Source organism: Streptomyces sp. NBC_00154 (assembly GCF_026342835.1).
Lineage (GTDB): Bacteria > Actinomycetota > Actinomycetes > Streptomycetales > Streptomycetaceae > Streptomyces.
Genome location: NZ_JAPEMI010000001.1, coordinates 6,739,208 through 6,761,288 on the forward strand (window position 1 = coordinate 6,739,208; position 22,081 = coordinate 6,761,288).

18 protein-coding genes and 1 pseudogene are annotated in these 22,081 nt (G+C 68.9%); 14 read left to right on the forward strand and 5 right to left on the reverse strand.

The features are described from left to right. Positions 1–143 precede the first annotated feature (143 nt). On the forward strand, positions 144–560 hold the full coding sequence (locus tag OHA03_RS30140; protein WP_267006877.1) for a PPOX class F420-dependent oxidoreductase: 417 nt from the start codon (positions 144–146) through the stop codon (positions 558–560). A gap of 15 nt (positions 561–575) precedes the next feature. Here OHA03_RS30140 and OHA03_RS30145 read toward each other — a convergent pair. Then, positions 576–898 (reverse strand): annotated as a pseudogene (locus OHA03_RS30145) (transposase); the annotation flags it as partial. 628 nt (positions 899–1,526) lie between these two features. On the opposite strand from OHA03_RS30145, the gene OHA03_RS30150 reads away from it, so the two are divergent. The 7 genes from OHA03_RS30150 to OHA03_RS30180 all read left to right on the forward strand — a co-directional run bounded on the left by OHA03_RS30150 (position 1,527) and on the right by OHA03_RS30180 (position 12,705). Next, positions 1,527–2,009: a GNAT family N-acetyltransferase gene (locus OHA03_RS30150; protein ID WP_267006878.1), complete on the forward strand. Its 483-nt coding sequence runs from the start codon at positions 1,527–1,529 to the stop codon at positions 2,007–2,009. 616 nt (positions 2,010–2,625) lie between these two features. After that, positions 2,626–6,915 carry a discoidin domain-containing protein gene (locus OHA03_RS30155; RefSeq protein WP_267006879.1) on the forward strand — a complete coding sequence of 1,430 codons (4,290 nt, stop codon included), beginning with the start codon at positions 2,626–2,628 and terminating at the stop codon, positions 6,913–6,915. A gap of 219 nt (positions 6,916–7,134) precedes the next feature. Beyond that, positions 7,135–8,559 (forward strand): extracellular solute-binding protein, encoded by a 1,425-nt coding sequence (locus OHA03_RS30160; RefSeq protein WP_267006880.1) that lies wholly within the window; start codon positions 7,135–7,137, stop codon positions 8,557–8,559. An 87-nt stretch (positions 8,560–8,646) separates the two neighbouring features. After that, positions 8,647–9,606, forward strand: coding sequence for a carbohydrate ABC transporter permease (locus OHA03_RS30165; RefSeq protein ID WP_030920536.1), 960 nt, complete (start codon positions 8,647–8,649; stop codon positions 9,604–9,606). Positions 9,607–9,619: 13 nt separating this feature from the next. Next, positions 9,620–10,570, forward strand: coding sequence for a carbohydrate ABC transporter permease (locus OHA03_RS30170; RefSeq protein WP_267006881.1), 951 nt, complete (start codon positions 9,620–9,622; stop codon positions 10,568–10,570). Positions 10,571–10,685: 115 nt separating this feature from the next. Beyond that, a complete protein-coding gene (locus OHA03_RS30175; protein ID WP_267006882.1) occupies positions 10,686–12,308 on the forward strand; it encodes a glycoside hydrolase family 13 protein in 1,623 nt (540 codons plus the stop codon). Between the two features lie 79 nt (positions 12,309–12,387). Continuing rightward, a complete protein-coding gene (locus tag OHA03_RS30180; RefSeq protein WP_267006883.1) occupies positions 12,388–12,705 on the forward strand; it encodes a cupin in 318 nt (105 codons plus the stop codon). A gap of 67 nt (positions 12,706–12,772) precedes the next feature. On the opposite strand, the gene OHA03_RS30185 is transcribed toward OHA03_RS30180, so the two are convergent. Next, positions 12,773–14,029, reverse strand: a complete 1,257-nt coding sequence (locus tag OHA03_RS30185) for an MFS transporter (protein WP_267006884.1) — start codon at positions 14,027–14,029, stop codon at positions 12,773–12,775. A gap of 80 nt (positions 14,030–14,109) precedes the next feature. Here OHA03_RS30185 and OHA03_RS30190 point away from each other — a divergent pair, with 80 nt between their 5' ends. Continuing rightward, positions 14,110–15,003, forward strand: a complete 894-nt coding sequence (locus OHA03_RS30190) for a LysR family transcriptional regulator (protein ID WP_267006885.1) — start codon at positions 14,110–14,112, stop codon at positions 15,001–15,003. 7 nt (positions 15,004–15,010) lie between these two features. Here the strand turns inward: OHA03_RS30190 and OHA03_RS30195 are convergent, their stop codons facing one another. Both OHA03_RS30195 and OHA03_RS30200 read right to left on the reverse strand, forming a co-directional pair. Continuing rightward, positions 15,011–16,312, reverse strand: coding sequence for an RNA polymerase sigma factor (locus OHA03_RS30195; RefSeq protein ID WP_267006886.1), 1,302 nt, complete (start codon positions 16,310–16,312; stop codon positions 15,011–15,013). Next, a complete protein-coding gene (locus OHA03_RS30200; protein WP_267006887.1) occupies positions 16,312–16,668 on the reverse strand; it encodes a YciI family protein in 357 nt (118 codons plus the stop codon). Before OHA03_RS30200 ends, OHA03_RS30195 begins: the two co-directional genes overlap by 1 nt. Before the next feature lie 198 nt (positions 16,669–16,866). Here OHA03_RS30200 and OHA03_RS30205 point away from each other — a divergent pair, with 198 nt between their 5' ends. The 5 genes from OHA03_RS30205 (at position 16,867) to OHA03_RS30225 (ending at position 21,755) form a co-directional block, all read left to right on the forward strand. Further along, positions 16,867–17,493: a GNAT family N-acetyltransferase gene (locus OHA03_RS30205; RefSeq protein WP_267006888.1), complete on the forward strand. Its 627-nt coding sequence runs from the start codon at positions 16,867–16,869 to the stop codon at positions 17,491–17,493. A 159-nt stretch (positions 17,494–17,652) separates the two neighbouring features. Next, entirely contained in the window at positions 17,653–18,534 is an 882-nt protein-coding gene (locus OHA03_RS30210) for an ABC transporter substrate-binding protein (RefSeq protein WP_267006889.1), read from the forward strand. Positions 18,535–18,618: 84 nt separating this feature from the next. Next, positions 18,619–19,503, forward strand: a complete 885-nt coding sequence (locus tag OHA03_RS30215) for a hypothetical protein (RefSeq protein WP_267006890.1) — start codon at positions 18,619–18,621, stop codon at positions 19,501–19,503. A gap of 469 nt (positions 19,504–19,972) precedes the next feature. Then, positions 19,973–20,236 (forward strand): type B 50S ribosomal protein L31, encoded by a 264-nt coding sequence (locus OHA03_RS30220; protein WP_267006891.1) that lies wholly within the window; start codon positions 19,973–19,975, stop codon positions 20,234–20,236. Positions 20,237–20,822: 586 nt separating this feature from the next. Further along, entirely contained in the window at positions 20,823–21,755 is a 933-nt protein-coding gene (locus OHA03_RS30225; protein WP_267006892.1) for a carbohydrate kinase, read from the forward strand. Between the two features lie 77 nt (positions 21,756–21,832). Here OHA03_RS30225 and OHA03_RS30230 read toward each other — a convergent pair whose 3' ends face one another. After that, positions 21,833–22,057, reverse strand: a complete 225-nt coding sequence (locus OHA03_RS30230) for a hypothetical protein (RefSeq protein ID WP_267006893.1) — start codon at positions 22,055–22,057, stop codon at positions 21,833–21,835. Positions 22,058–22,081: the final 24 nt, after the last annotated feature.

The following is a 22,081-nucleotide window of genomic DNA, read 5'->3' on the forward strand; positions in this document are numbered from 1 at the left end:
GACTTCCGAGTTCAGGGGCGCCTCCCACGGTGACGCCATGACCCTCGGATCATGTGACTGCCTTGCGACCCGACTCGGACGTTCGCCCGCGGGCAATTGCATTCTGGTGCGCCGCACCAGAGCGCCCGATTAGCCTCCCTGTCATGCTCATTGAGATGAATGACACCGTGCGCAGCCTGCTTGACGCCCCGAACCCGGCCGTATTGTCCACCCTCAACCCCGACGGCAGCCCGCAGAGTTCGGTGATCTGGGTGAGCCGTGACGGCGGAGAGCTGCTGATCTCCACCGAACAGGGACGGCGCAAGGAACGGAACATACTCCGCGACCCCCGCGTTGGCCTGACCGTCTTCGACCTCGCCGACCCGCACCTGTACGTCGAGATCCGCGGCACGGCCACCGTTACTGAGGACGTCGACCGCGCGGTGGCCGTCCACATCACCGAGGAATACCTCAGCCCGGGGGGCGGCAAGGAGTACCTGGAGGCCCCGCCGGAAGACGTCCGAGTGGTCGTCCGCATCACCCCGACCAAGATCCTCGGTAACGCCACCAAGGCCGCCTAGCTTCTGCCCAGCAAGTCATGGGCGAAGCCATAAGCGGATCGCGGCGGTGGTGACGGTGCCGTGGAAGACATAAGCCCTCTTGTCGTAGCGGGTGGCGACGGCCCGGGAGTTCTTGAGCCGGTTGATCGTCCGGTCGACCTCGTTGCGGCGTTTGTAGATCACGCTGTCGAAGCCGGTGGATCGGCCGCCCTTGCTGCCACGGCGCTTGCGGTTGGCCCGCTGGTCCTTCGGCTCGGGGATCGTGTGCTTGATCTGACGCCTTCGCAGGTAGCTGCGGTTGCGGCGTGAGCTGTAGCCTTGTCGCCGCCCAAGTGGTCCGGCCGGGTGCGGGGGTGGCCGCCCTGCGGGCGGGGACGGTGCAACACCCCGGCGCCGCCGAGGCCGCGAGCATGATCCGTATGGACTGCCCGTGCGCGATCCAGGAATCGGCCGCCGCGGACGACTGGCCGGCAGAGGCCGCTGACCTCATTCGTACGGACTGGCCCCGCAGCTCAGGCCGGACCAGTAGCCTGTGATCAGCGGCCACGAACGGCCCGCACAGACGGCCAAAGAGGTCCTACCCCAGGCGGGGTCGGGCCTCTTTGCCGCGCAAGGGGCGATGCGCCGGAGACCCCTTTTCCGCCTGCCGCTGACCTCGCAGCCCGTCCGCCGGCGGCACAGATGCCCGTCGGCGGGGCCCCATGGGGGTCGGATGGGGGCCGGAGGGACGGGGAAACCCCGTGAACGATCATCGTGCCCTGAGTACGTCCATGTGTGCTGACCTGCTGAAACGACGAATTCGGGGACGGTCAAGGAAGGACAGGGGCGCGCTCTGGCGAGGTGAGGAAGCATCAGCGGCGTGAAGAACAGCACCGATTCTATTGGGTGGAGATCCGCACGTACTCCGGCATAGGTTCGTCCGCGATGTGAGCAGCTCACCGCGCACGGGGAGGCGCGACGGGCTCCGCCTGAACACGGAGAGACGACATGGCACCGAACGAGCCCGCACCGGCCGGCCGCACACTGCTGCGGAAGGCCGCCGCCAAGGACGCAGAGCCCCTCACCCGGGTCTTTCTCGCCTCCCGCGCCCGGACCATGCCGTACCTCCCGAAGGTGCACAGCGACGCGGACACCCTCGCCTGGATGACCCACGTCGTCCTGCCCGGGACCACGGTGTGGGTGGCCGAGACCGGGACGGGCGAAGTGTTCGGGTTCGCTTCCGTCGACGGAACCGAGCTCGAGCACCTCTATCTGCGCCCCGATGTGCGACGCCGGGGCATCGGCTCGCTGCTTCTGGCGAAGGCCCGCGAGATCTCTCCCGAAGAGCTCACCCTGCATGTCTTCCAGCGCAACACCGATGCCCGGGCGTTCTACGAGCGGCACGGATTCACCGCCGTCGACTTCAACGACGGCAGCCGCAACGAGGAGAAGGAACCGGACGTCCTGTACCGGTGGACGGCGCGGGGCTGACTGCATCCGCGTGCCGACGAGTTGAGTTGTCCGGCTGATCACGCCCAAGGTGGAAGAGGATCCCGGACGAAGGACGGTGTGGGCGCGTCGCGCGGCGCCGGCGACAGCCAGGACCGGGAAACGAGCTTCAGCAACTACAGCTCGTGCGTGTGGATGTACGCCCCGGGGCGCGGGTTCGCCCAGCCGCCTCCTCTGCACCGTTGGTCTCTGATGCCGACCGGCTGAATCAGCACAACGAGCGCGGGGTCCGCATCTGCGGGCCCCGCTTCGTGCTGCGTCGCGTGCAATCGTCCCGCCCACCCGTGAGCAGGTACCTTGCGCAACCTTTCACACTCACGCAAATTGATTGCGTAATATACAGATCACTTACAGAGCGGCCGGTGTACCAGCAAAGGCCTATCTCCAGGTTCAGTTGGCTGAGAATCGCTGCCATCACGTACGCATCTTTCGGTGGTTCGTTCTGTGAGAAGTGTGGACTGGCTCTCATTCCTCTGCAACTCTCTGACCGCAAAATGCAAAAGTCCCGTCAGGCAGTGCAGAAATGCATGTCACGCACGTTCGCAGACAGAGCCGCGCCCTCGACGCGCCCTGCGCCGAGGCCGAAGATCGGGGACATATGAGAACCCAGTGCTGGAGATGGCGGGTCCTTGCCGCCGTGGTCACCACCAGTCTTCTGATGATCGGCTGGCCGGCGCTCACCGCGTCGGCGGCCGGCGGCCCGAACATCGCCGTCGGCCGACCCGCCGCCGCGAGCAGCGCCAACAGTGAGTACACCGCCCGGAACATCACGGACGGAGACCGGTCGACCTACTGGGAAGGGGCCGGCAGCACCCTGCCCCAGTGGGTGCAGACCGACCTCGGAACCTCCACCCGTATCGACGAGGTCACGCTGAAACTGCCCGCGGGCTGGGAGAGCCGGCAGCAGACACTCTCGCTCCAGGGAAGCGCCGACGGCGCCAGCTTCTCGACGCTGAAGACCTCCGCCGCATACACCTTCGCTCCAGGCAGCTCCAACCAGGTGACCATCGCCTTCCCGGCCACCCGGACCCGCTTCGTCCGTGTGGACATCACGGCGAACACGGGCTGGCGGACCGCGCAGCTCTCCGAGCTGGAGGTCCGTGCGGCGGGGGAGTCGTCGGTCGACCTCGCCGCGGGCCGCACGCTGACGGCGAGCAGCTACACCGAGACATATGTGGCCGCCAACGCCAACGACGGCAACCCGGCCACCTACTGGGAATCGCGCAACGGCGATCTGCCGCAGTGGATACAGGCCGACCTGGGAGCCTCGGTGCGTGTGGACCGGGTGGTGCTACGGCTGCCGGACGGCTGGGAGCCCAGGACCCAGACACTGAAGATCCAGGGAAGTACCAACGGCTCGGACTTCACCGATCTCACCCCGTCCAGGGACTACGCGTTCGGTCCCACCGGCTGTGAGACGGCGACGGTCTCCTTCGACGCCACGACCACGCGCCACGTACGGGTGCTGGTCAGCGCCAACACCGGCCGCGCGGCTGCCCAGCTCTCCGAACTGGAGATCTACGGCCCCGGGACCGGCGACAGCGATCCGCCGACCGCGCCCGGGGGGCTGGCGTACACCGAGCCGGCCTCCGGTCAGATCAAGCTGACCTGGCAGGCGTCGACGGACAACAAGGGCGTCACCGGCTACGACATCTACGCCGACAACACACTTCTGACCAGCGTGGCCGGGGACGTCACCACGTATACCGACACCCGTCCCGCCGATGCCACCGTTGCCTACTTCGTACGGGCCAAGGACGCGGCGGGCAACGAGTCGGCCAACAGCAACACCGTGACCCGCAGGGCGGACACGGGGGACACGCAGGCGCCCACCGCACCCGCGGGCCTCGCCTTCACCGAGCCGGCCTCCGGTCAGATCAAGCTGACCTGGCAGGCGTCGACGGACAACAAGGGCGTCACCGGCTACGACATCTACGCCAACAACGTCCTCCGCAGGAGCGTGGCCGGCGACGTCACCACGTACACGGACACCCAGTCCGCGGGCACCACCGTCTCCTACGTCGTACGGGCCAAGGACGCGGCCGGCAACATGTCCGGCGACAGCAACACCGTCACCCGCAACGGCAGTAGCGGATCGGCTTCCAACCTTGCCGTCGGCAAGCCGATCACGGCCTCGTCCGTGGTCCACACGTTCGTCGCCGAGAACGCCAACGACAACCAGCTGACGACCTACTGGGAGGGCGCGGGCGGCAGTTACCCGAACACCCTCACCGTGAAGCTGGGAGCCAACGCCGACACCGACAGTGTCGTGGTCAAGCTCAACCCGGACAGCAGCTGGGGCGCCCGGACCCAGAACATCCAGGTCCTCGGACGTGAGCAGAGCGCCACGTCCTTCACGAGTCTGGTCGGGGCGAAGGACTACGCGTTCAGCCCCGCGACCGGCAACACGGTGACCATCCCGGTCGATGCCCGGGTCGCCGACGTCCAGCTGAGGTTCACCTCGAACACCGGATCCGGTGCCGGCCAGGTCGCGGAGTTCCAGGTCCTGGGCGCCCCGGCTCCCAACCCGGACCTGCAGGTCACCGCGGTCGGCGCCGCTCCTGCCGCACCGGTCGAGTCGGACGCGATCACTCTGGCCGCGACCGTGCGCAACGGCGGAGCGGTCGCCGCGCCCGCGAGCAGGCTCGAATTCCGGCTGGGCGGCTCCAAGGTGGCCACCGTGCCGGTGGGCGCACTCGCTGCCGGATCGTCCACCCAGGTCAGTGCGGACATCGGGCCGCGCGACGCGGGCTCGTACGAACTGAGCGCCGTCGCGGACGCGGCGGGCGAGGTCATCGAGCAGAACGAGACCGACAACACCTTTACGCGTGCGGACGCGCTGGTGGTGAAGCCGGTGTCCAGCTCGGACCTGTTGGCCACCGCGGTCACCACCTCGCCGTCGGCCCCGGCCGACGGCGACAATGTCATGTTCTCCGTCGCGGTGAAGAACCAGGGCACCGTGGCATCCACGAGTGGCAGCCACGCCATCACGCTGAGCCTGATCGACTCCAAGGGCGCCACGGTGAAAACCCTCACCGGTACACACAGCGGAGCCATTGCCGCCGGTGCGACAACCGCGCCGGTGAACCTGGGCAGTTGGACGGCCGCCAACGGCTCGTACACCGTGAAGGTCGTCCTCGCCGACGACGCCAATGAGCTCCCGGTGAAGAGGGAGAACAACACCAGCACCGAGTCCCTCTTTGTCGGCCGCGGGGCCAACATGCCGTACGACACGTACGAGGCGGAGGACGGCATCACGGGCGGCGGCGCCCAGGTCGTCGGCCCGAACAGGACCGTCGGTGACATCGCGGGCGAGGCGTCGGGCCGCAAGGCCGTCACCCTCAACAACACGGGCAACTATGTCGAGTTCACCACCAGAGCGAGTACCAACACCCTGGTGACGCGGTTCTCCGTCCCGGACTCCGCGGGCGGCGGCGGCATCGACACCGAACTCAATGTGTATGTAGACGGCACCTTCCTGAAGGCGATCGACCTCACCTCGAAGTACGCGTGGCTGTACGGCGCCGAGACGGGCCCCGGCAACGCGCCGGGATCCGGGGCGCCCCGGCACATCTACGACGAGGCGAACATGATGCTGGGAAAGACCGTTCCGGCCGGGAGCAGGATCCGGCTGCAGAAGGACGCGGCCAACACCAGCACCTATGCGATCGACTTCGTCAGCCTGGAGCAGGTCGCACCGGTCGCCAACCCGGACCCCGCCACATACACCGTCCCCACCGGATTCACCCACCAGGACGTCCAGAACGCCCTGGACAAGGTCCGGATTGACACCACCGGACAGCTCGTCGGCGTCTATCTGCCGGCCGGTGAGTACGAGACGTCCAGCAAATTCCAGATCTACGGAAAGGCAGTGAAGGTCGTCGGAGCGGGGCCCTGGTACACCAGGTTCCATGCCCCGTCCGGGCAGGAGAACACCGATGTCGGATTCCGTGCGGAGGCCAGTGCGAAGGGTTCGTCGTTCGCGAACTTCGCGTACTTCGGCAATTACACCTCGCGCATCGACGGACCGGGCAAGGTGTTCGACTTCTCGAATGTCTCCGACATCGTGATCGACAACATCTGGAACGAACACATGGTGTGCCTCTACTGGGGCGCGAACACCGACTCCATCACCATCAAGAACTCCCGCATCCGCAATCTGTTCGCCGACGGCATCAACATGACCAACGGTTCGACCGACAACCTCGTGACCAACAACGAGGCCCGGGCCACGGGCGACGACAGCTTCGCACTGTTCTCGGCGATCGACGCCGGGGGCTCGGACATGAAGAACAACGTCTACGAGAATCTGACCTCGATCCTCACCTGGCGTGCCGCGGGAGTCGCCGTCTACGGCGGCTACGACAACACCTTCCGCAATATCCGCATCGCGGACACCCTGGTCTACTCGGGGATCACGGTCAGCTCGCTGGACTTCGGATATCCGATGAATGGATTCGGGACCGGACCGACCACGATCGAGAATGTGTCAGTCGTCCGTTCCGGCGGCCATTTCTGGGGATCGCAGACCTTCCCCGGGATCTGGCTGTTCTCGGCGTCCAAGGTGTTCCAGGGCATTCGCATCAACAACGTGGACATCGTCGATCCGACGTACAGCGGCATCATGTTCCAGACCAACTATGTAGGAGGACAGCCCCAGTTCCCGATCAAGGACACCGTCCTCAGCGACATCTCGATCTCCGGTGCCCGCAAGAGCGGCGACGTGTACGACGCCAAGTCCGGCTTCGGGCTGTGGGCCAACGAGATGCCGGAGGCCGGCCAGGGGCCCGCGGTCGGTGAGGTCACCTTCAACGGCCTGAAGCTGAGCAACAACGCGCAGGACGTGAAGAACACGACCTCCACCTTCCGGATCAACATCAACCCGTAACACGGAACCGCAGGTCAGGGACGCCGCCCGGGAGGCTGGGCGGGCGGCGTTCCGGGCCGCACGGAAGCTCCGCCACGCACGTCACATGCGTAGCACTGTCAAACTTTTACGAAAACTGCGCGAGATATTGCGCAGGGATGTCAGCGGTGGTTGAGTGTGCCGCGCCCCGGCAGAGAGCCGGCCGAGGGACTTCCACGCCCATGCCCGAAGGGACCATCGATGAGAAGTGCTGGGTTCCGCAGTCATCGCCGTACACGCCGCACCTCCGCGGCCGCCCTCGTCACCGCACTCGCCCTGACCGCTCTCGCCTCATGCGGTACGAGCAGCAGCAGCGACAACAACAACGGCGGCGGCTCCGGCGGCTCGTCCGACCCGTCAGCTCCGCTGGACCCGAAGGCGAAGGTGACCCTCTCGATCGACTGCATGCCGCCGGCCGCGAAGGCCGCGGAACTGCGCGAGTGGAACGAGGACATCAAGACGTTCAACAAGAAGTACCCGAACGTCAAGATCAACGGAAAGTCCACCCCGGGTCAGTGCCTGGAGCCGCCGCGCTTCACCGCCATGCTCAAGGCGAAGTCGCAGCCCGACGTCTTCTACGCGTACTTCACCGACCTCGAACAGGTACTGGACAACGACGGGGCGACCGACATCTCCGCCTACGTCACGGACAAGTCGGTCCCGGCTCTCAAGGACATCCAGCCGCAAGTCCTCGACGTGGCCCGCAAGGACGGCAAGCTCTACGCCTTGCCGACCAGCAACTACACCATGGGCCTGATGATCAACCGGAAACTCTTCACCCAGGCCGGTCTCGACCCGGACACACCACCGGCCACCTGGGAAGAGGTCCGGGCCGCCGCCAAGAAGATCGCGGCACTCGGCAAGGGCATCGCGGGCTACGGCGAGTACAGCGCGGCCAACACAGGCGGCTGGCACTTCACCGCCACCCAGTACTCCCTCGGCGGGGACGTGGTCGACTCCACCGGCAAGAAGGCCGCCTTCAACGACGACACGGGCAAGCAGGTTCTCCAGCAGCTGCACGACATGCGGTGGGAGGACAACAGCATGGGCCAGACCCAGCTGCTGAAGTGGGGCGATCTGCAGAAGCAGATAGCCAGCGACAAGCTCGGCATGTTCCTTGCCGCGCCCGACGACATCACGTACATGGTCCAGCAGCTCGGCGCCAAGTACGAGAACTTCGGCATGGGACCGATCCCCGGCGCCAAGGGAACGCTCTTCGGCGGCAACAACTACATGATCAAGAAGGGCAGTTCGCCCGACCAGATCAAGGCCGCCGTCGCCTGGCTCAACTTCAAGAACCTCACCCAGGGCAAGGGCCAGTTCGACTGGGCACGCACCAAGGCCGACCAGCTGCCCGTCGGACTGCCGCAGCCGAACTTCTTCCTGGGCGACACCAAGACGAAGGACGACGCACAACGGGTCGCCAACGCCACGATGCCGGTCGAGAACTTCAAGGCCTTCATGGACAACCCGGTCACCGGCAAGGCCGAGCCGCCGAAGGCCCAGGAGATCTACAAGATCCTCGACAACGCCATGTCCGGCGTCCTGACCAACAAGAACGCAAACATCGACAAGCTGCTCTCCGACGCCGAGAAGCAGGTCAACCAGGTGCTGGCGAACCAGTGACGGACGCGCGGGGCCGGGTCACGCGAACCCGGCCCCGCCCCCGCCCGTCCATCCGCGTCTGAAGTACACCGGCACCGAGGAGACACCATGTCGGCCCCCACCCTGTCCACCAGCAAGGCGACCAGGCCACGCCACGGACACCCGGGCCCCGCCCGCCCGAACTCCGCCCGCGAGGAGTTCGTACGAGCCGTGCGCCGCAACATCTCGGCGCACGGCTTCCTGATCGGGGCGGTGCTCTGCTTCTCGTTCTTCTCCTGGTATCCGATGGTCCGGGAATTCATCCTGGCCTTTCAGAAGAACGAGAACGGAAAGACCACCTGGGCCGGCTGGTCCAATCTCAGTTACGTCGTCAACGACCCGGCCTTCTGGCAGGCCTGGCGCAACACTCTGCTCTTCACCGGCCTGGCCCTGCTGCTGGGCTTCCTGGTCCCGTTCGTCGTCGCCGTCGTACTCAACGAATTCCGGCACGGTCAGGGCTACCTGCGGCTACTGGTCTATCTGCCGGTGATGCTGCCACCCGTTGCCTCGGTCCTGCTCTTCAAGTACTTCTACGACCCCGGCTACGGACTCTTCAACCGCATCCTGGAGGTCTTCCACCTCCCCGCCCAGCAGTGGCTGCAGTCCACGGACACCGCGATGCTCTCCGTCGTCATCGCGGCCACCTGGATGAACATGGGCGGCGCCACCCTGATCTACCTCGCCGCACTCCAGTCGATCCCCGGCGAACTGTACGAAGCCGCCGAACTGGACGGCGCGGGACTGCTGCGCAGGGTCTGGCACGTCACCATCCCGCAGACCCGGCTCATCCTCTCGCTGCTCCTGCTGATGCAGATCATCGCGACGATGCAGGTCTTCACCGAGCCGTTCCTCCTCACCAACGGTGCGGGCCCCGAAGGTTCCACCACGACCGTCGTCTACCTCATCTACCAGTACGCCTTCAACTTCAACAACTACGGCAGTGCGGCGGCCCTCGGACTCGTCCTGCTCGTCGTCCTCGCGGGCTTCTCCGCGGTGTACGTACGACTCAGCCGCAGCAGCGAAGATTAGGAGGGGCCCGACCATGGCATCGAACGCCTTCGTCTCCCGACGGCGCGTCCCCGGACAGCGCAGGGCCGAACGGCGCGCCGCCGACCTGGGACGCCAGCGCACCCTGATCTCACCGGCCCAGCTCGCCCGGCCCCGCGGCAGGACCGTCTACTGGATCGTGTTCGGCGTGGTGATCGCCCTGTTCACCGTGGCCTTCCTCGGGCCGCTCTACTGGATGGTCACCGGCGGACTCAAGACCACCCAGGAAGTCGTGCAGAGCCCGCCGACCGCCTTCCCCACATCGGTCCACACGGAGAACTATTCCCGGGCGTGGACGGTGATGGACCTGAGCCGGCTCCTTTTCAACACCCTCTACTACGCGTTCGGCGCGCTCGCTTTCCAGCTGCTCTTCGACGTCGCCGCCGCCTACTCGCTCTCCAAGCTGCGGCCCGTCTTCGGCAAGGTCATCCTCGGCATGATGCTGGCCACGCTGATGATCCCGGCCACGGTCCTCGTCGTACCCCAGTACCTCACCGTCCTCGACGTGCCGATCGTGCAGCGCAATCTGCTCAACTCGCCCTGGGCGATCTGGCTGCCGTCCGTCACCAACGCCTTCAACATCTTCCTGCTGAAGCGGTTCTTCGACTCGATCCCGCGCGAACTCCTCGACGCAGCCGCGATCGACGGGGCCTCGCCCCTGCGCACCCTGCGCTCCGTGGTGCTGCCGATCTCCCGGCCGATCCTCGGCGTCGTCTCCATCTTCGCGATCGTCGGCGTCTGGAAGGACTTCCTCTGGCCGATGCTCACCCTGCCCGACCCCAGCAAGCAGACCCTCAACGTGGGTATCTACTCGCTGGCCAGCGGTGTCCCCGAGAACGTCCTCATCGCGGCACTCACCATCGCGTCCATCCCGACGCTGCTCATCTTCCTGCTCTTCCAGCGCAACATCATGAGCGGACTCACCGCGGGCGGCCTCAAGGGCTAGAGCCACCCACTGCAGCAGCCTTCTCCTTCCCAGCGCTCCGCCGTCGGCTCTCCCATCCAGCGCCCCGCTGTCCGGGGCCGGCGGCGGAGTCCCACCTGCCCGAAAGGAACGCCACGTGGCAGCCAACCGTCCGTCCCAGCCCACCGTGAACTGGTGGCGCGACGCCGCTATTTACCAGATCTATGTACGCAGCTTCGCCGACGGCGACGGTGACGGCACCGGCGACCTCGCGGGGGTACGGGCCAAGCTGCCCTACCTCGTCGAACTGGGCGTGGACGCACTCTGGTTCACCCCCTGGTATCTCTCACCGCTCGCCGACGGCGGATACGACGTGGCCGACTACCGCACCATCGACCCCGCCTTCGGCACCCTCGCCGAGGCTGAGAAGCTGATCGCGGAGGCCCGTGAACTGGGCATCCGTACGATCATCGACATTGTCCCCAACCACGTCTCCGACCAGCACGTCTGGTTCCGGGCTGCCCTCGCGGCCGGCCCCGGAAGCCCCGAGCGGGAGCTCTTCCACTTCCGGCCCGGACGCGGCGCGGACGGCGAGATTCCGCCCAACGACTGGGTCTCGGAATTCGGCGGCACGCCCTGGACCCGGCTCGACGACGGCGAGTGGTACCTGCACCTGTTCGCCACGCAGCAGCCCGACCTCAACTGGGCTCACCCGGCGGTCCGTCAGGAACACGAGGACGTCCTGCGCTTCTGGTTCGAGCGAGGTGTGGAGGGTGTACGGATCGACTCGGCGGCCCTGCCCGCCAAGGACCCCGCCCTGCCCGACTTCGTCGAGGGCCGCGACCCCCACCCCTACATCGACCGGGACGAACTGCACGACATCTACCGCTCCTGGCGCGCCATCGCCGACGAGTACGGAGCCATCTTCGTCGGAGAGGTCTGGCTCCCGGACGCCGAGCGGTTCGCCCGCTATCTGCGCCCCGACGAGCTGCACACCGCCTTCAACTTCAACTTCCTGGCCTGCCCCTGGGACGCCGGACGGCTTCGCTCCGCCATCGACGACACGCTCGCCGAGCACGCCGCGGTCGGTGCCCCTGCCACCTGGGTCCTGTGCAACCACGATGTGACCCGGACCGTCACCCGTTACGGACGTGAGGACACCGGTTTCGACTTCGCGGCGAAGACCTTCGGCACCCCGACGGATCTCGGACTCGGCACCCGGCGGGCGCGTGCCGCGGCGCTGCTCTCGCTGGCCCTGCCGGGCGCGGCCTACCTCTACCAGGGCGAGGAGCTGGGCCTTCCGGAAGCGGACATCCCCCGCGGCCGGATCCAGGACCCGATGCACTTCCGCTCCGGCGGGACCGACCCGGGACGCGACGGATGCCGGGTGCCGCTGCCCTGGTCGGCACAGGAGCGGTACGCCGGTTTCGGATCCACCGTCGAGCCCTGGCTGCCACAACCCGCGGACTGGGCGACGTACGCCGCCGATCTGCAGCGCGCCGATCCGGACTCGATGCTCAGCCTGTACCGCGCGGCCCTCCGGCTGCGCCGCACCGCGCCCGGCTTCGGCAGCTCGGGGACAGCGGGGGAGCAGCTGGAGTGGTTGCCGACCGAGCCCGGGGTGCTTGCCTTCACCCGCGGTGACCGGCTGATCTGCATCGTCAATCTGACCGAGGAGCCCATCGAACTGCCCGGCCACACCGAGGTCCTGCTCATCAGCGGCCCGCCGGCCGACGGAGGGAGGCTCCCGCAGGACACCGCGGCCTGGCTACGGGGCTGATCCAGGCACGTACCCACCGGCCGACACGCGGGTTCGCGGGCGGATCGCGGCGGGCTCGGGGCTGCGGCAGAGTGGGCACATGGATGATCTCAACGCCCTCGCCGACGAGCATCTGGCCGCCGCGCGCACGTCCCCGCACGGCCGCAGCGCCCACCTGCTGCTGCGACAGGAGCCGCTGCGGCAGACGGTCATCGCGCTCACCGAGGGCTCGGCCCTCGACGAGCACAACGCGCCGCCCGCGGCCTCGCTCCAGGTCCTGCGCGGGGCCGTCCGCCTCACCGCGGCCTCCGGTGACGTGGAACTGACCGCGGGAGGACTGCAGCCCATCCCGCACGAACGGCACGGGCTGCTGGCGCTGGAGGACGCGGTGGTGCTGCTGACCGCGGTCAACGACTGACCTCTGCCACCGCTGCGGGAGCCGACAGGACCACGGTGCGCCCGGCGCGGAACCGTCCGTGACGGCGTCACCGCGTCCGTACGCGTACCCGCTCCCACACCCACAGCACGAGGCTGCCCGCAGCGAGCGAACCGCCCAGGACACAGATGCCGGTCCAGCCCGCGCGCGACCAGACCACCGAGGCGAGTGCGGCGCCTGCAGCCCCGCCCAGGAAAAACAGGGTCATGAAGCCGGAGTTGATCCGGTTGCGGGCTTCGGGGCGGAGCGCGTAGATCACGTACTGGCTGCTGTTCAGCCCCGCCTGCTGGGCCACGTTCAGGGAGATCACGCCGACGGCGAGCCACAGCGGCGAGGACTCGCCCGCCAGGAGCAGGGGCCAGGAGAGCGTGAGGAGGGCTGCCGACACTCCGGAGACCAGCTGCACGCGGCCGCGGTCGCCGAGCCTGGCCGCGACGTTCATACCCACCACGCCGATGACGCCCAGCAGACCGAAGAGCCCGATCGCGGCCGCGTTCCAGCCGAAGGGCGGCCGGGTCAGCAGAAAGGTCAGCGCGGTGAGCTGCACGCTGTACGAGGCCATCGAGAAGGCCGCGACGGCTGACCGCATGCGCAGCAGGGGCTCCTCGCGCAGCAGCGAGAGGGTGGAGCGCAGCAGTCCGCCGTAGGGCATCGGGATGGCGGCGCCCGCCCTGGGCAGCCGGGGCAGGTTGCGGTGCAGAAGCACGGCCATGGACGCCATGAGCAGGGCGTTCATCCAGTACGCGGTGCGCCAGCCGCCGAGTTCCGACAGCGCGCCGGAGGCCAGTCGGCCGACCAGTCCGCCGAGCAGGACACCGGACATGACGACGCCGACGATCCTGCCGCGTGCGGCCGGAGCCGCGAGGGCCGCCGCGAACGGCACCACGACCTGGGCGCCGACGGACGTCAGCGCGGTGAGAGCCGTCCCCGCAATCAGCAGGGGGCCGCTGGGGGCTGCGGCCGTCAGCAGAAGGAAGAGCGCGGTGAGACCGAAGAGGCCCACGGCGAGCCGGCGGCGCTCCAGGACATCCCCGAGCGGCACCAGCAGGATCAGGCCCAGCGCGTACCCGCCCTGGGCGGCGGTCACGATCAGCCCCGCCGCCGTGACACCGATGTGCAGGTCTGCCTCGATCACGTCGAGCAGCGGCTGGGCGAAGTAGTTGCCCGCGGCCGAGAGCCCGGCCGCGACGGCCATCAGAGCGGCGAGCCCGCGCCCGAGCCCGAGCACGGGCAGCGGTTTCGGGGCGGTCGTCGGGACGTCGGGGTGCCGCGTCCCGTGGTGTGACGCGTGTGCGGAATGAGCCATGTCCCACAGCCTCGGGGTACAGCCACTGATGAGTCCAACACATGTTTTTCATTCGATCGATCGTGGTTCACGATGGATGGATGGAGCTTCAGCAGATGCGATACGTGGTGGCGGTGGCGGACCTGCGGAACTTCACCCGCGCCGCGAAGAAATGCCTGGTCGTCCAGTCCGCGCTGAGTCATCAGATCGCGCGTCTGGAGAAGGAGCTTGGGGCCCGGCTGTTCGACCGCACCAGCCGTCATGTCCGGCTCACCGCAGCAGGTGAGGCGTTCCTGCCCGCGGCCCGCCAGGCCCTGGATGCGGCGGAACGGGCCCGCGCCGCGGCGGCGGCAGCGGCGGGGGAGGTCAGCGGGCGCCTCGCGATCGGGGCGATCCCGACGCTCTGCGCGGTCGACATCCCGGCCGCGCTGCGGGAGTTCCACCTCCGCCATCCGAAGGTCCGTATCGACCTCAAGGAGGGGCCGAGCAAGGATCTGGTCCAGGAAGTGCAGGACGGCACGCTCGATGTCGCCTTCCTCGGTGTGCTGCCGAGCTACCGGCCGAAGGGCGTGAGCGATCACGAACTCGCCCGGGGCGAGCTCGCCGCCGTGGTCGCTCCCACCCACCCGCTGGCGCGTGAGGCCGAAGTGGGTCTGGAACGGCTGGCGGCGGAGACGTTCGTCGACTACCCGGCAGGCACCGCGGCCCGCGCCCAGTCGGAGGAGGCGTTCGAGGCGTCGGGGCTCACCCGCGTGGTGGCCTTCGAGGTCAGCGGGACCGACTTCATCGTCCGGCTCGTGCGCAGCGGACTGGTCGTCGCGCTGCTGCCTGCCGCGTTCGCGGCCGAACTGGCAGGAGTCACCGTGCTGCCGGTGCTCGATGCCCCGGCCCGGACGGAACGCCTGGTCTGGAGCCGGTTCCGCCCCACCCCCGCGGCCGCGGCGTTCCTGACCGGGCTCGGTATCGATACGGAGGCCGTCGCCGACCGGCCGTGACGTCCCCTCAGACAGGGGGCAGCGCGCGGCGGCGGCGCCGGAGGAACTCCTGCTCGGCGGCGTTGTCGGTCCGGGCGATGGCGGCGTCGTACGCCGATGCCGCCTCGGCACAGCGGCCCAGCCGTCGCAGCAGGTCGGCCCGCACGGCGTGGAACACGTGGTAGCGGTCGAGCCCGAGCTCTTCGACGAGGACGAGCGCAGCACCCGGTCCGTCGACCTCTGCCACCGCGACGGCACGGTTGAGCGCCACCACCGGAGTCGGCGCCTGCGCCAGCAACTGGTCGTAGAGCCGCAGGATCTGCCCCCAGTCGGTCGCTGCCGCGGTCGGTGCATCGCCGTGCACCGCGTTGATCGCGGCCTGGATCTGGTACGGGCCGGGCCGGTTCCGGCGCAGACACCGGCGTACGAGCGCCTGCCCCTCGCCGATCAGCGCACGGTCCCACCGGCTGCGGTCCTGGTCGGCCAGGGACACCGGTGCACCGTCCGGGCCCGACCTGGCGGTGCGGCGCGCCTCGGTGAGCAGCATGAGGGCGAGCAGGCCCAGCACCTCGGGTTCGTCCGGCATCAGACCGGCCAGCAGCCGGCCGAGACGGATGGCCTCCGTGCAGAGGTCCTCGCGTGCGAGACGCTCGCCCGAGCTCGCCGTATGCCCCTCGTTGAAGATCAGGTACACCACGGCGAGCACCGCCCCTACCCGGTCGGGAAGGTCCGCGTCGGCCGGGACCCGGTAGGGGATCCGGGCGTCACGGATCTTGCCCTTGGCACGCACCAGCCGCTGCGCCATGGTCGGCTCCGGGACCAGAAACGCGTGCGCGAGCTCCGAGGTGGTCAGCCCGCCCAGCAGCCGCAGGGTCAGCGCGACCTGCGCGGAGACGGAGAGTGCGGGGTGGCAGCAGGTGAAGATCAGCCGCAGTCGGTCGTCGTGCACGGACCCCTCCTCGGCCGGTTCGTCGCGGGCGTTCAGGGCCTGCGCCGACGTCGCCCGAGCTTGGCGGTCGGCGCGGGACGCCTCACGGCGCAGCCGGTCGATCGCCCGGTTGCGTGCGGTGGTGATGATCCAGCCGGCCGGGGCGGGCGGCAGCCCGGCGGACGGCCACCGCTCCAGCGCGGTGGCGAACGCCTCCTGGACGGCTTCCTCCGCGATGTCGATGTCGCCGAAGGCGCGGACGAGCACGGCGACCGCGCGGCCGTACTCCTCGCGGAAGAGGCGCTCGATGTGCGCGGTGGGTACGGCCGGTGCGTCGTCGGATGCGTCGTCCGGCGCGCGGGGCACCTCGGCGGCGCCGGGCGGCCCCGGTGCGTCGGGCATCAGCCCTCCACTTCACCCTCGAACGGCCGGACCTCGACGGGCAGTGTGATCGCCCGCGCGGCCTTGCGGCCCCAGTCGAGAGCGGCGTCCAGATCGGGCGCCTTGATGATGCACAGCCCGCCCAGATACTCCTTCCCCTCGGCGTACGGCCCATCGGTGATCAGTGTGGCCCCGTCCTTCGGCCGCACCATCGTGGCGGTGCTCGGGGCGTGCAGTCCGCCCGCGAACACCCAGGCCCCGGCCTCCTGGAGCTCCTGGTGGAAGATGCCCACGTTCCGCATGATCCCTTCCAGCACCTCGGGGGCGGGCGGCTCGCCGTCGGTGGGCGTGACGACGCTCAGCAGGTAGTGCTTCATGGTGTACCTCCTCGAGTACGACGTCGGCACCGTGCCGACGTCCCACCCTCTATACGAACGGCGTCCGCCCGGATCGACACGGAACACAGTCGTGTTCCGAGAAAGTTTTCCGGGGAGCGCCCCGGGACGCTCGCGACCCCCAGGACGCTGCCGCACGGAGTCTTGTGGGAGCGCTCCCAGTCCCGGCAGGATGGGGCGATGACCAAGCCTGCCGGCCTACGGGCCTACCACCCCGACGACCGTGAGGCCCTTGCGGACATCTGTGTCCGGACGGCCGACAACGGCGGCGACTCCCGGCACCTGTATCCGGACCTCGACCTGATGCCCTCGATCTTCGCCGCACCCTATGCGTACCTCGAACCCGACCTGACGTTCGTGGTCGACGACGGTACGGGCCGGGCGGTCGGCTACATCCTGGGGACCGCGGACACGCCGCAGTTCGTCGCCGCTTTCCGGAAGCAGTGGCTGCCGCTCGTCGAGGACCGCTTCCCGCAGCTCGACGGCGCGCCGCAGACCCCCAGCGAGGAGATGATCGCCCTCCTGCACAACCCGGAACGGATGATCGTCCCCGAAGTGGCCGCCCACCCTGCTCACCTGCACATCGATCTGCTGCCCGCATGGCAGCGGAAGGGGTACGGCAGGGCGCTGATGCGGACGTTCCTGGCCGCCCTGAACGCCAAGGGCGTGGAAGCCGTTCACCTCTCCATGGTCACGGCGAACACTCCGGCCAGGGCCTTCTACGACCGCCTGGGCTTCGAGGAGATCGACGTGCCGGACCCCGGACCGATCACCTATCTGGGGCGCAGTACCGCACCGGACCTGTGAGGCCCCCCGTGCACACCGGCTGATCCCGCCGGTCCCACCGAAGGCGGACAAGGGGCCGGGAACTCCGCCCGGCAGGGGTGTCGCGCCGAAGAGCTGGGCAGGTACTGGAATACGAGCCCGGAACAGGGGCGAGGCAGCCGGTACAGAGGGGTGTGTGGCGTGAGGGAGCAGACCGTGTGGCAGTTCTCCGATGATCGTGGGCAGCTGTCGACAGCCGAGCGGCGCCCGTCGAAGGTACTCGCCTACGTCCAGGCCGGCGCCACGCTGTGGGACTACGGGATAGTTCCGTGGGGGATCTTCGGCTCGGGTCACGACGGCGACGAGCCGGACCGTGCGAAGACCGGCTCCTTGCCGCTGACCGACGTCGAGTACCTCGGTGCGGGCAGCGACCTCGACGTGGACACTCTGTTACGAGGCGGGCCGGACCTCGTCGTGGCCGTCAGCTACGGGGGAGGGCATGTCTACGGGCTCGCCCCCGAGACCGCCAAACACCTGGAGGAACACGTTCCGGTCGTTGTCGTCGACGTGGGCCAGGCGCGCACCCTCGCCGACATCGGCAACCGGTTCGCCGAACTGGCCCGCTCGCTCGGGGCCGAGGAGACCCCGACGGCGACGCAGGACCTGGCTGCCGCCCGGGACCGGCTGCGCACCCTCGCCGCCGGTCCGTCCCGGCCTCGGGTGCTCGCCCTGTCACCGGCCGGACAGGACCAGGCGCATCTCGCCCGTCCCCGTATGTGGCCGGAGCTGCGCGTACTGACGGAGCTGGGCGTCGACGTCCTCGAACCGGCAGCGGGGCCCGGTGTCAACTGGTCGACGGTCGGCTGGCCGGAGGTGACGGCCCTGCGGCCCGGAATCCTGCTCACCGACATCCGGTCCAACGCCACACCCCTGGACCGGCTCCGTCCGGACGCGGACCGGTCGGCGCTGGAGCGGGCGGCCGCAGTGCTGCCGTGGAATCCGGAACCGGTCTGCAGCCCCCAGGCCCATGCGCGGTTCCTGACGCTCGTGGCGGACGCAGTCGAGGCGGCGCAGGGCCGTTAGCGCGGGCCGGAACCGCTGCGCTGCCCGGTACGTCCGACCGGCAATCAGCAAGGGCTGAGGGCCGGGTGCGGACAGGGGTGGGGCATGAACAGAAGCAGGGTGGGCGGAACGGTAGCGGTGGTCCTGGTGACCGCGCTGTCGGCGGTGGCGTGCGGCGGGGGTGTCCCGGAGGACCTCGTGACCGAAGGGAACCGACCGGCCACGCCCTACAGCGGCCCGCTCCACCTGCCCCACCCGAACGCCGAAGGCGACACCCCGCAGGCGAGGAAGACGGAATCGGGGGCCGCCGGCCGCGCTCTGGAGTGCGACGGTGACATCTACTCCGGCGGTGGCAGCGAACCCTGGAGCAAGGGCGACGGCGGGGCGACACCCGAGGAAGGGCTGAAGCTGCACTTCGAGATCGAGCAGCCTGACCTGCCCCGGTACGGCTACCGCGTGGAACGCAAGGAAGCGGACCGGGTCCTGTACTCGTTCGACGTGGACCGCAGGACGAAGATCGCCATCATCGTCGCCAAGGACCGCAAGGGACGCCCGGGCTGGGGTCCGGAGACCACGGCCACGTGCGACCCGGCGGAGCTGCCGTCGAGCTATACGGACAAGCAGCCGTACCGGGTCTGGACCGACAAGGACGGCCGCCGGGTGCCCGTGTCCAAGGTGAGCAGCTCGGCTGGCTCGGCGCACTGCGACTGGCAGAAGGCGGACTTCCTTGAATGGGGCGCGGGTTCGGGAGGGGAGGGCTCGGCCGACCGGAAGGTGTACGCGCGTGATCCGGAGGGCGTCCTGTCCTCGGGCATGCTCACGTCGACGTACGACGGGGATGTGACGATGCCCGCCGGTGCCCGGTCCACGGGCTACCACCTGGACGACTGGGAACTGTGGCTGACGGACGACATGTCCAGGGTCTATGTCCGCACCTCGGACGGGGTGGAGGCGTGGCCCGCGTTGAAGCAGCACATGGGATGCCGGTGACCGGTCCGGCGACAGGGCCGGTCCGCTCCCTACAGCGCGAGCCAGAAGAAGCCCACAAGACCGACGGGCGTCAGGAGGCAGAGAGCCCCGTTGCCAGGAACGCAACTGACAGGATCTTCAACGCTCTTGCTTGCTGGGCGCGGCATGCGGCGAAGCAGGTGAAGCTCACGATGGCGAGAACGGGCAACGAGATGAAGACGAAGCCCGGCGCACCCATGGTTCGCCCCCGTTTTTCCCGCCCACCTGTTGCGACCGAACAGTATGCCGGCCCCCTTGGGGCGGGCACAGTCGCGCCTCAGGAGCGTGCCCTTGTGAAGCAGTCGGTGACTCGACCGGAGTCGTGACGGCACCTGTTCGTAGCCGGGGCACGGGCACCGCCCCCCGTACGGACCGTCTGCGATCGCGCCCGCCGGATTCGTTCGCGAGGCTGGGCTGAGCCGAGTCCGTACGTACGTCCCCAGGAGCAGGCATGCAGCAGGACAAGCACCCTTCCTACCGTCCCGTGGTCTTCCGCGACCGCTCCGCAGGCTATGCCTTCCTCACCCGGTCCACCGCGTCCAGCGACCAGACCATCGACTGGGACGACGGCAACACCTACCCCGTCATCGATGTGGAGATCTCTGCCGAGAGTCATCCCTTCTTCACCGGCAAGGCGCGGGTCGTCGACACCGAGGGGCAGATCGCGAAGTACGAGCGGCGGTACGGGGAGGAGGGGAGCAAGGACGCCTCCTGACCCATCACCGCTCCAGAGCCCCCGATGCCCGGACGCCGCCACCCCGCTCGCCGCGGTGCGCAGCCGTCCGTACGGGATCGAGCCAGAGTTCGCCCCGTCGGGCACGGGCGCCGCGACCGGACTCGGCTTCCGGCTCTGCACCGGGGGAGAGAGGCCGGCGAACGGTGGTCGGCCAGGACGTCGGCGCCGGGAAGCTCGTCGTGAACCGTTCCGCTGCAGGTGTCTGCGACTTCGCGCAGCACTTCGTGAGACGGACGTCCACGCCTCTCTCCCTCGACACGGCGGAGGGTGAACGGTGCCTGGATACGGCTGTTCATGGACACCTCCTCGGTCGAGGGGCGAGGTCTTCGGCAGCGACGGCCGGGCGACGATCAGCAGCCCTCTTTCCCGAGCCGCCGAGCTGGTGCGCCGAACACCCCAGGGCATTGCAGGTGTCAGGACGTGGAGCCTTGGCGAATGAGCAGGCTGTGACGCGTCGACCACCTGCCAGGTAGCACTCCGAGCTGGATGGGATCCTGCCCGGCTTGCGGGGCAGAGGATGTCAACTGGACACCTTCGTTCGCGCACTCTAGGAGATCCCACCTTCATGCTCGACAGACTCGACCTGCTGGTCATCGGTGAATGCGTCGCCGACATCGTCCGGCTGCCGGGTGCAGCCGATCAGGTCCACCCGGGCGGCAGCCCGGCCAATGTCGCGTACGGTCTGGCCCGGCTCGGGCGCAGCGCCACCCTGCTCACCCAGCTCGGACCGGACGACAACGGGCTGCTGATCAGGGACCATCTGGCCACCGTCGGGGTCGAGGTCCGCACGGACGGGGCTACGGCGCCCACCCCGTCCGCCGCCGTGACCCTGGACGGCGCCGGCCGGGCCACGTACACCTTCGCGATCACCTGGACGCTGGACCCGGTGTCCCTGGACCGGCCGCCGCACCATGTGCACACCGGTTCCATCGCGGCGGTGATGGAACCCGGCAACACGACCGTCCTGGGCGCCGTCGAGTCACTGCGGGCGGGCGCGACGGTCAGCTACGACCCCAATGTGCGGCCGGAGTTGATGGGGGACCACGACGCAGCCGTGCGGAAGGTCGAGCGCTGTGTCGCGCTCAGCGATGTGGTCAAGGCCAGTGACGAGGACCTGAAGTGGCTGTATCCGGGCCAGGAGCCGGAGCAGGTCGCCGAGCGGTGGCTCGCCACCGGCCCGGCCGTTGTACTCGTCACCCGAGGGGGCGACGGCGCGCTGGCCGTCCTCCCGGGCGGGCACGTGACGGTCGATGCCCTTCCCACCGACGTCGTCGACACGGTGGGGGCGGGCGACGCCTTCATGTCGGGCACGCTGCACGCGCTCGCCTCGCAGGGATTGCTCGGCGCGGGCGGCCGGGAGCGGCTGCGCTCGCTGGACCGGGACACCGTGACCGATGTCCTGCGCCACGCGGCGGCCTCGGCCGCTGTGACCGTCGCACGGGCGGGCGCCAAGCCGCCGGACGAGGCGGAGTTGGCGGAGGCGCTCACCCGCCTCTGAACAGGGTCGCGATGTGACGGTGCCACCGCCCCCTCGCGGGAACGGTGGCACCGTTGTGTCCTGCCGTCAGCGCGGGGTCACCCGACCGGGATGGCCCGGGGACCGCGCACCACGACGAGTGGAGTGTCCCCATCCGCCCCCGACTCGTGCTGGGCGAGGAGCGCCGGCGGACGTTCGCGGCCGAACAGCGGGAGTCGCTCGGGGCGACGGATCGCGGGTGGCAGCGGCGCGGGTTCCGATGGGATCCGGGAGAGCGGCGGGGTACCGAGGGCATCGAGCGCCGCCAGGGCCGTACGGTGCATGGCGTCCAGCTCCGCGCCAGGGCG

Excerpts from the sequence above, each read along its gene's own strand:
- OHA03_RS30220 (WP_267006891.1), top strand. The coding sequence starts at position 19,973 with ATGCAGCAGGACAAGCACCCTTCCTACCGTCCCGTGGTCTTCCGCGAC.
- OHA03_RS30190 (WP_267006885.1), top strand. The coding sequence starts at position 14,110 with ATGGAGCTTCAGCAGATGCGATACGTGGTGGCGGTGGCGGACCTGCGG.
- OHA03_RS30160 (WP_267006880.1), top strand. The coding sequence starts at position 7,135 with ATGAGAAGTGCTGGGTTCCGCAGTCATCGCCGTACACGCCGCACCTCC.
- OHA03_RS30170 (WP_267006881.1), top strand. The coding sequence starts at position 9,620 with ATGGCATCGAACGCCTTCGTCTCCCGACGGCGCGTCCCCGGACAGCGC.
- OHA03_RS30155 (WP_267006879.1), top strand. The coding sequence starts at position 2,626 with ATGAGAACCCAGTGCTGGAGATGGCGGGTCCTTGCCGCCGTGGTCACC.
- OHA03_RS30140 (WP_267006877.1), top strand. The coding sequence starts at position 144 with ATGCTCATTGAGATGAATGACACCGTGCGCAGCCTGCTTGACGCCCCG.
- OHA03_RS30150 (WP_267006878.1), top strand. The coding sequence starts at position 1,527 with ATGGCACCGAACGAGCCCGCACCGGCCGGCCGCACACTGCTGCGGAAG.
- OHA03_RS30215 (WP_267006890.1), top strand. The coding sequence starts at position 18,619 with ATGAACAGAAGCAGGGTGGGCGGAACGGTAGCGGTGGTCCTGGTGACC.
- OHA03_RS30165 (WP_030920536.1), top strand. The coding sequence starts at position 8,647 with ATGTCGGCCCCCACCCTGTCCACCAGCAAGGCGACCAGGCCACGCCAC.
- OHA03_RS30180 (WP_267006883.1), top strand. The coding sequence starts at position 12,388 with ATGGATGATCTCAACGCCCTCGCCGACGAGCATCTGGCCGCCGCGCGC.
- OHA03_RS30230 (WP_267006893.1), bottom strand. The coding sequence starts at position 22,057 with ATGCACCGTACGGCCCTGGCGGCGCTCGATGCCCTCGGTACCCCGCCG.
- OHA03_RS30225 (WP_267006892.1), top strand. The coding sequence starts at position 20,823 with ATGCTCGACAGACTCGACCTGCTGGTCATCGGTGAATGCGTCGCCGAC.
- OHA03_RS30185 (WP_267006884.1), bottom strand. The coding sequence starts at position 14,029 with ATGGCTCATTCCGCACACGCGTCACACCACGGGACGCGGCACCCCGAC.
- OHA03_RS30200 (WP_267006887.1), bottom strand. The coding sequence starts at position 16,668 with ATGAAGCACTACCTGCTGAGCGTCGTCACGCCCACCGACGGCGAGCCG.
- OHA03_RS30195 (WP_267006886.1), bottom strand. The coding sequence starts at position 16,312 with ATGCCCGACGCACCGGGGCCGCCCGGCGCCGCCGAGGTGCCCCGCGCG.
- OHA03_RS30205 (WP_267006888.1), top strand. The coding sequence starts at position 16,867 with ATGACCAAGCCTGCCGGCCTACGGGCCTACCACCCCGACGACCGTGAG.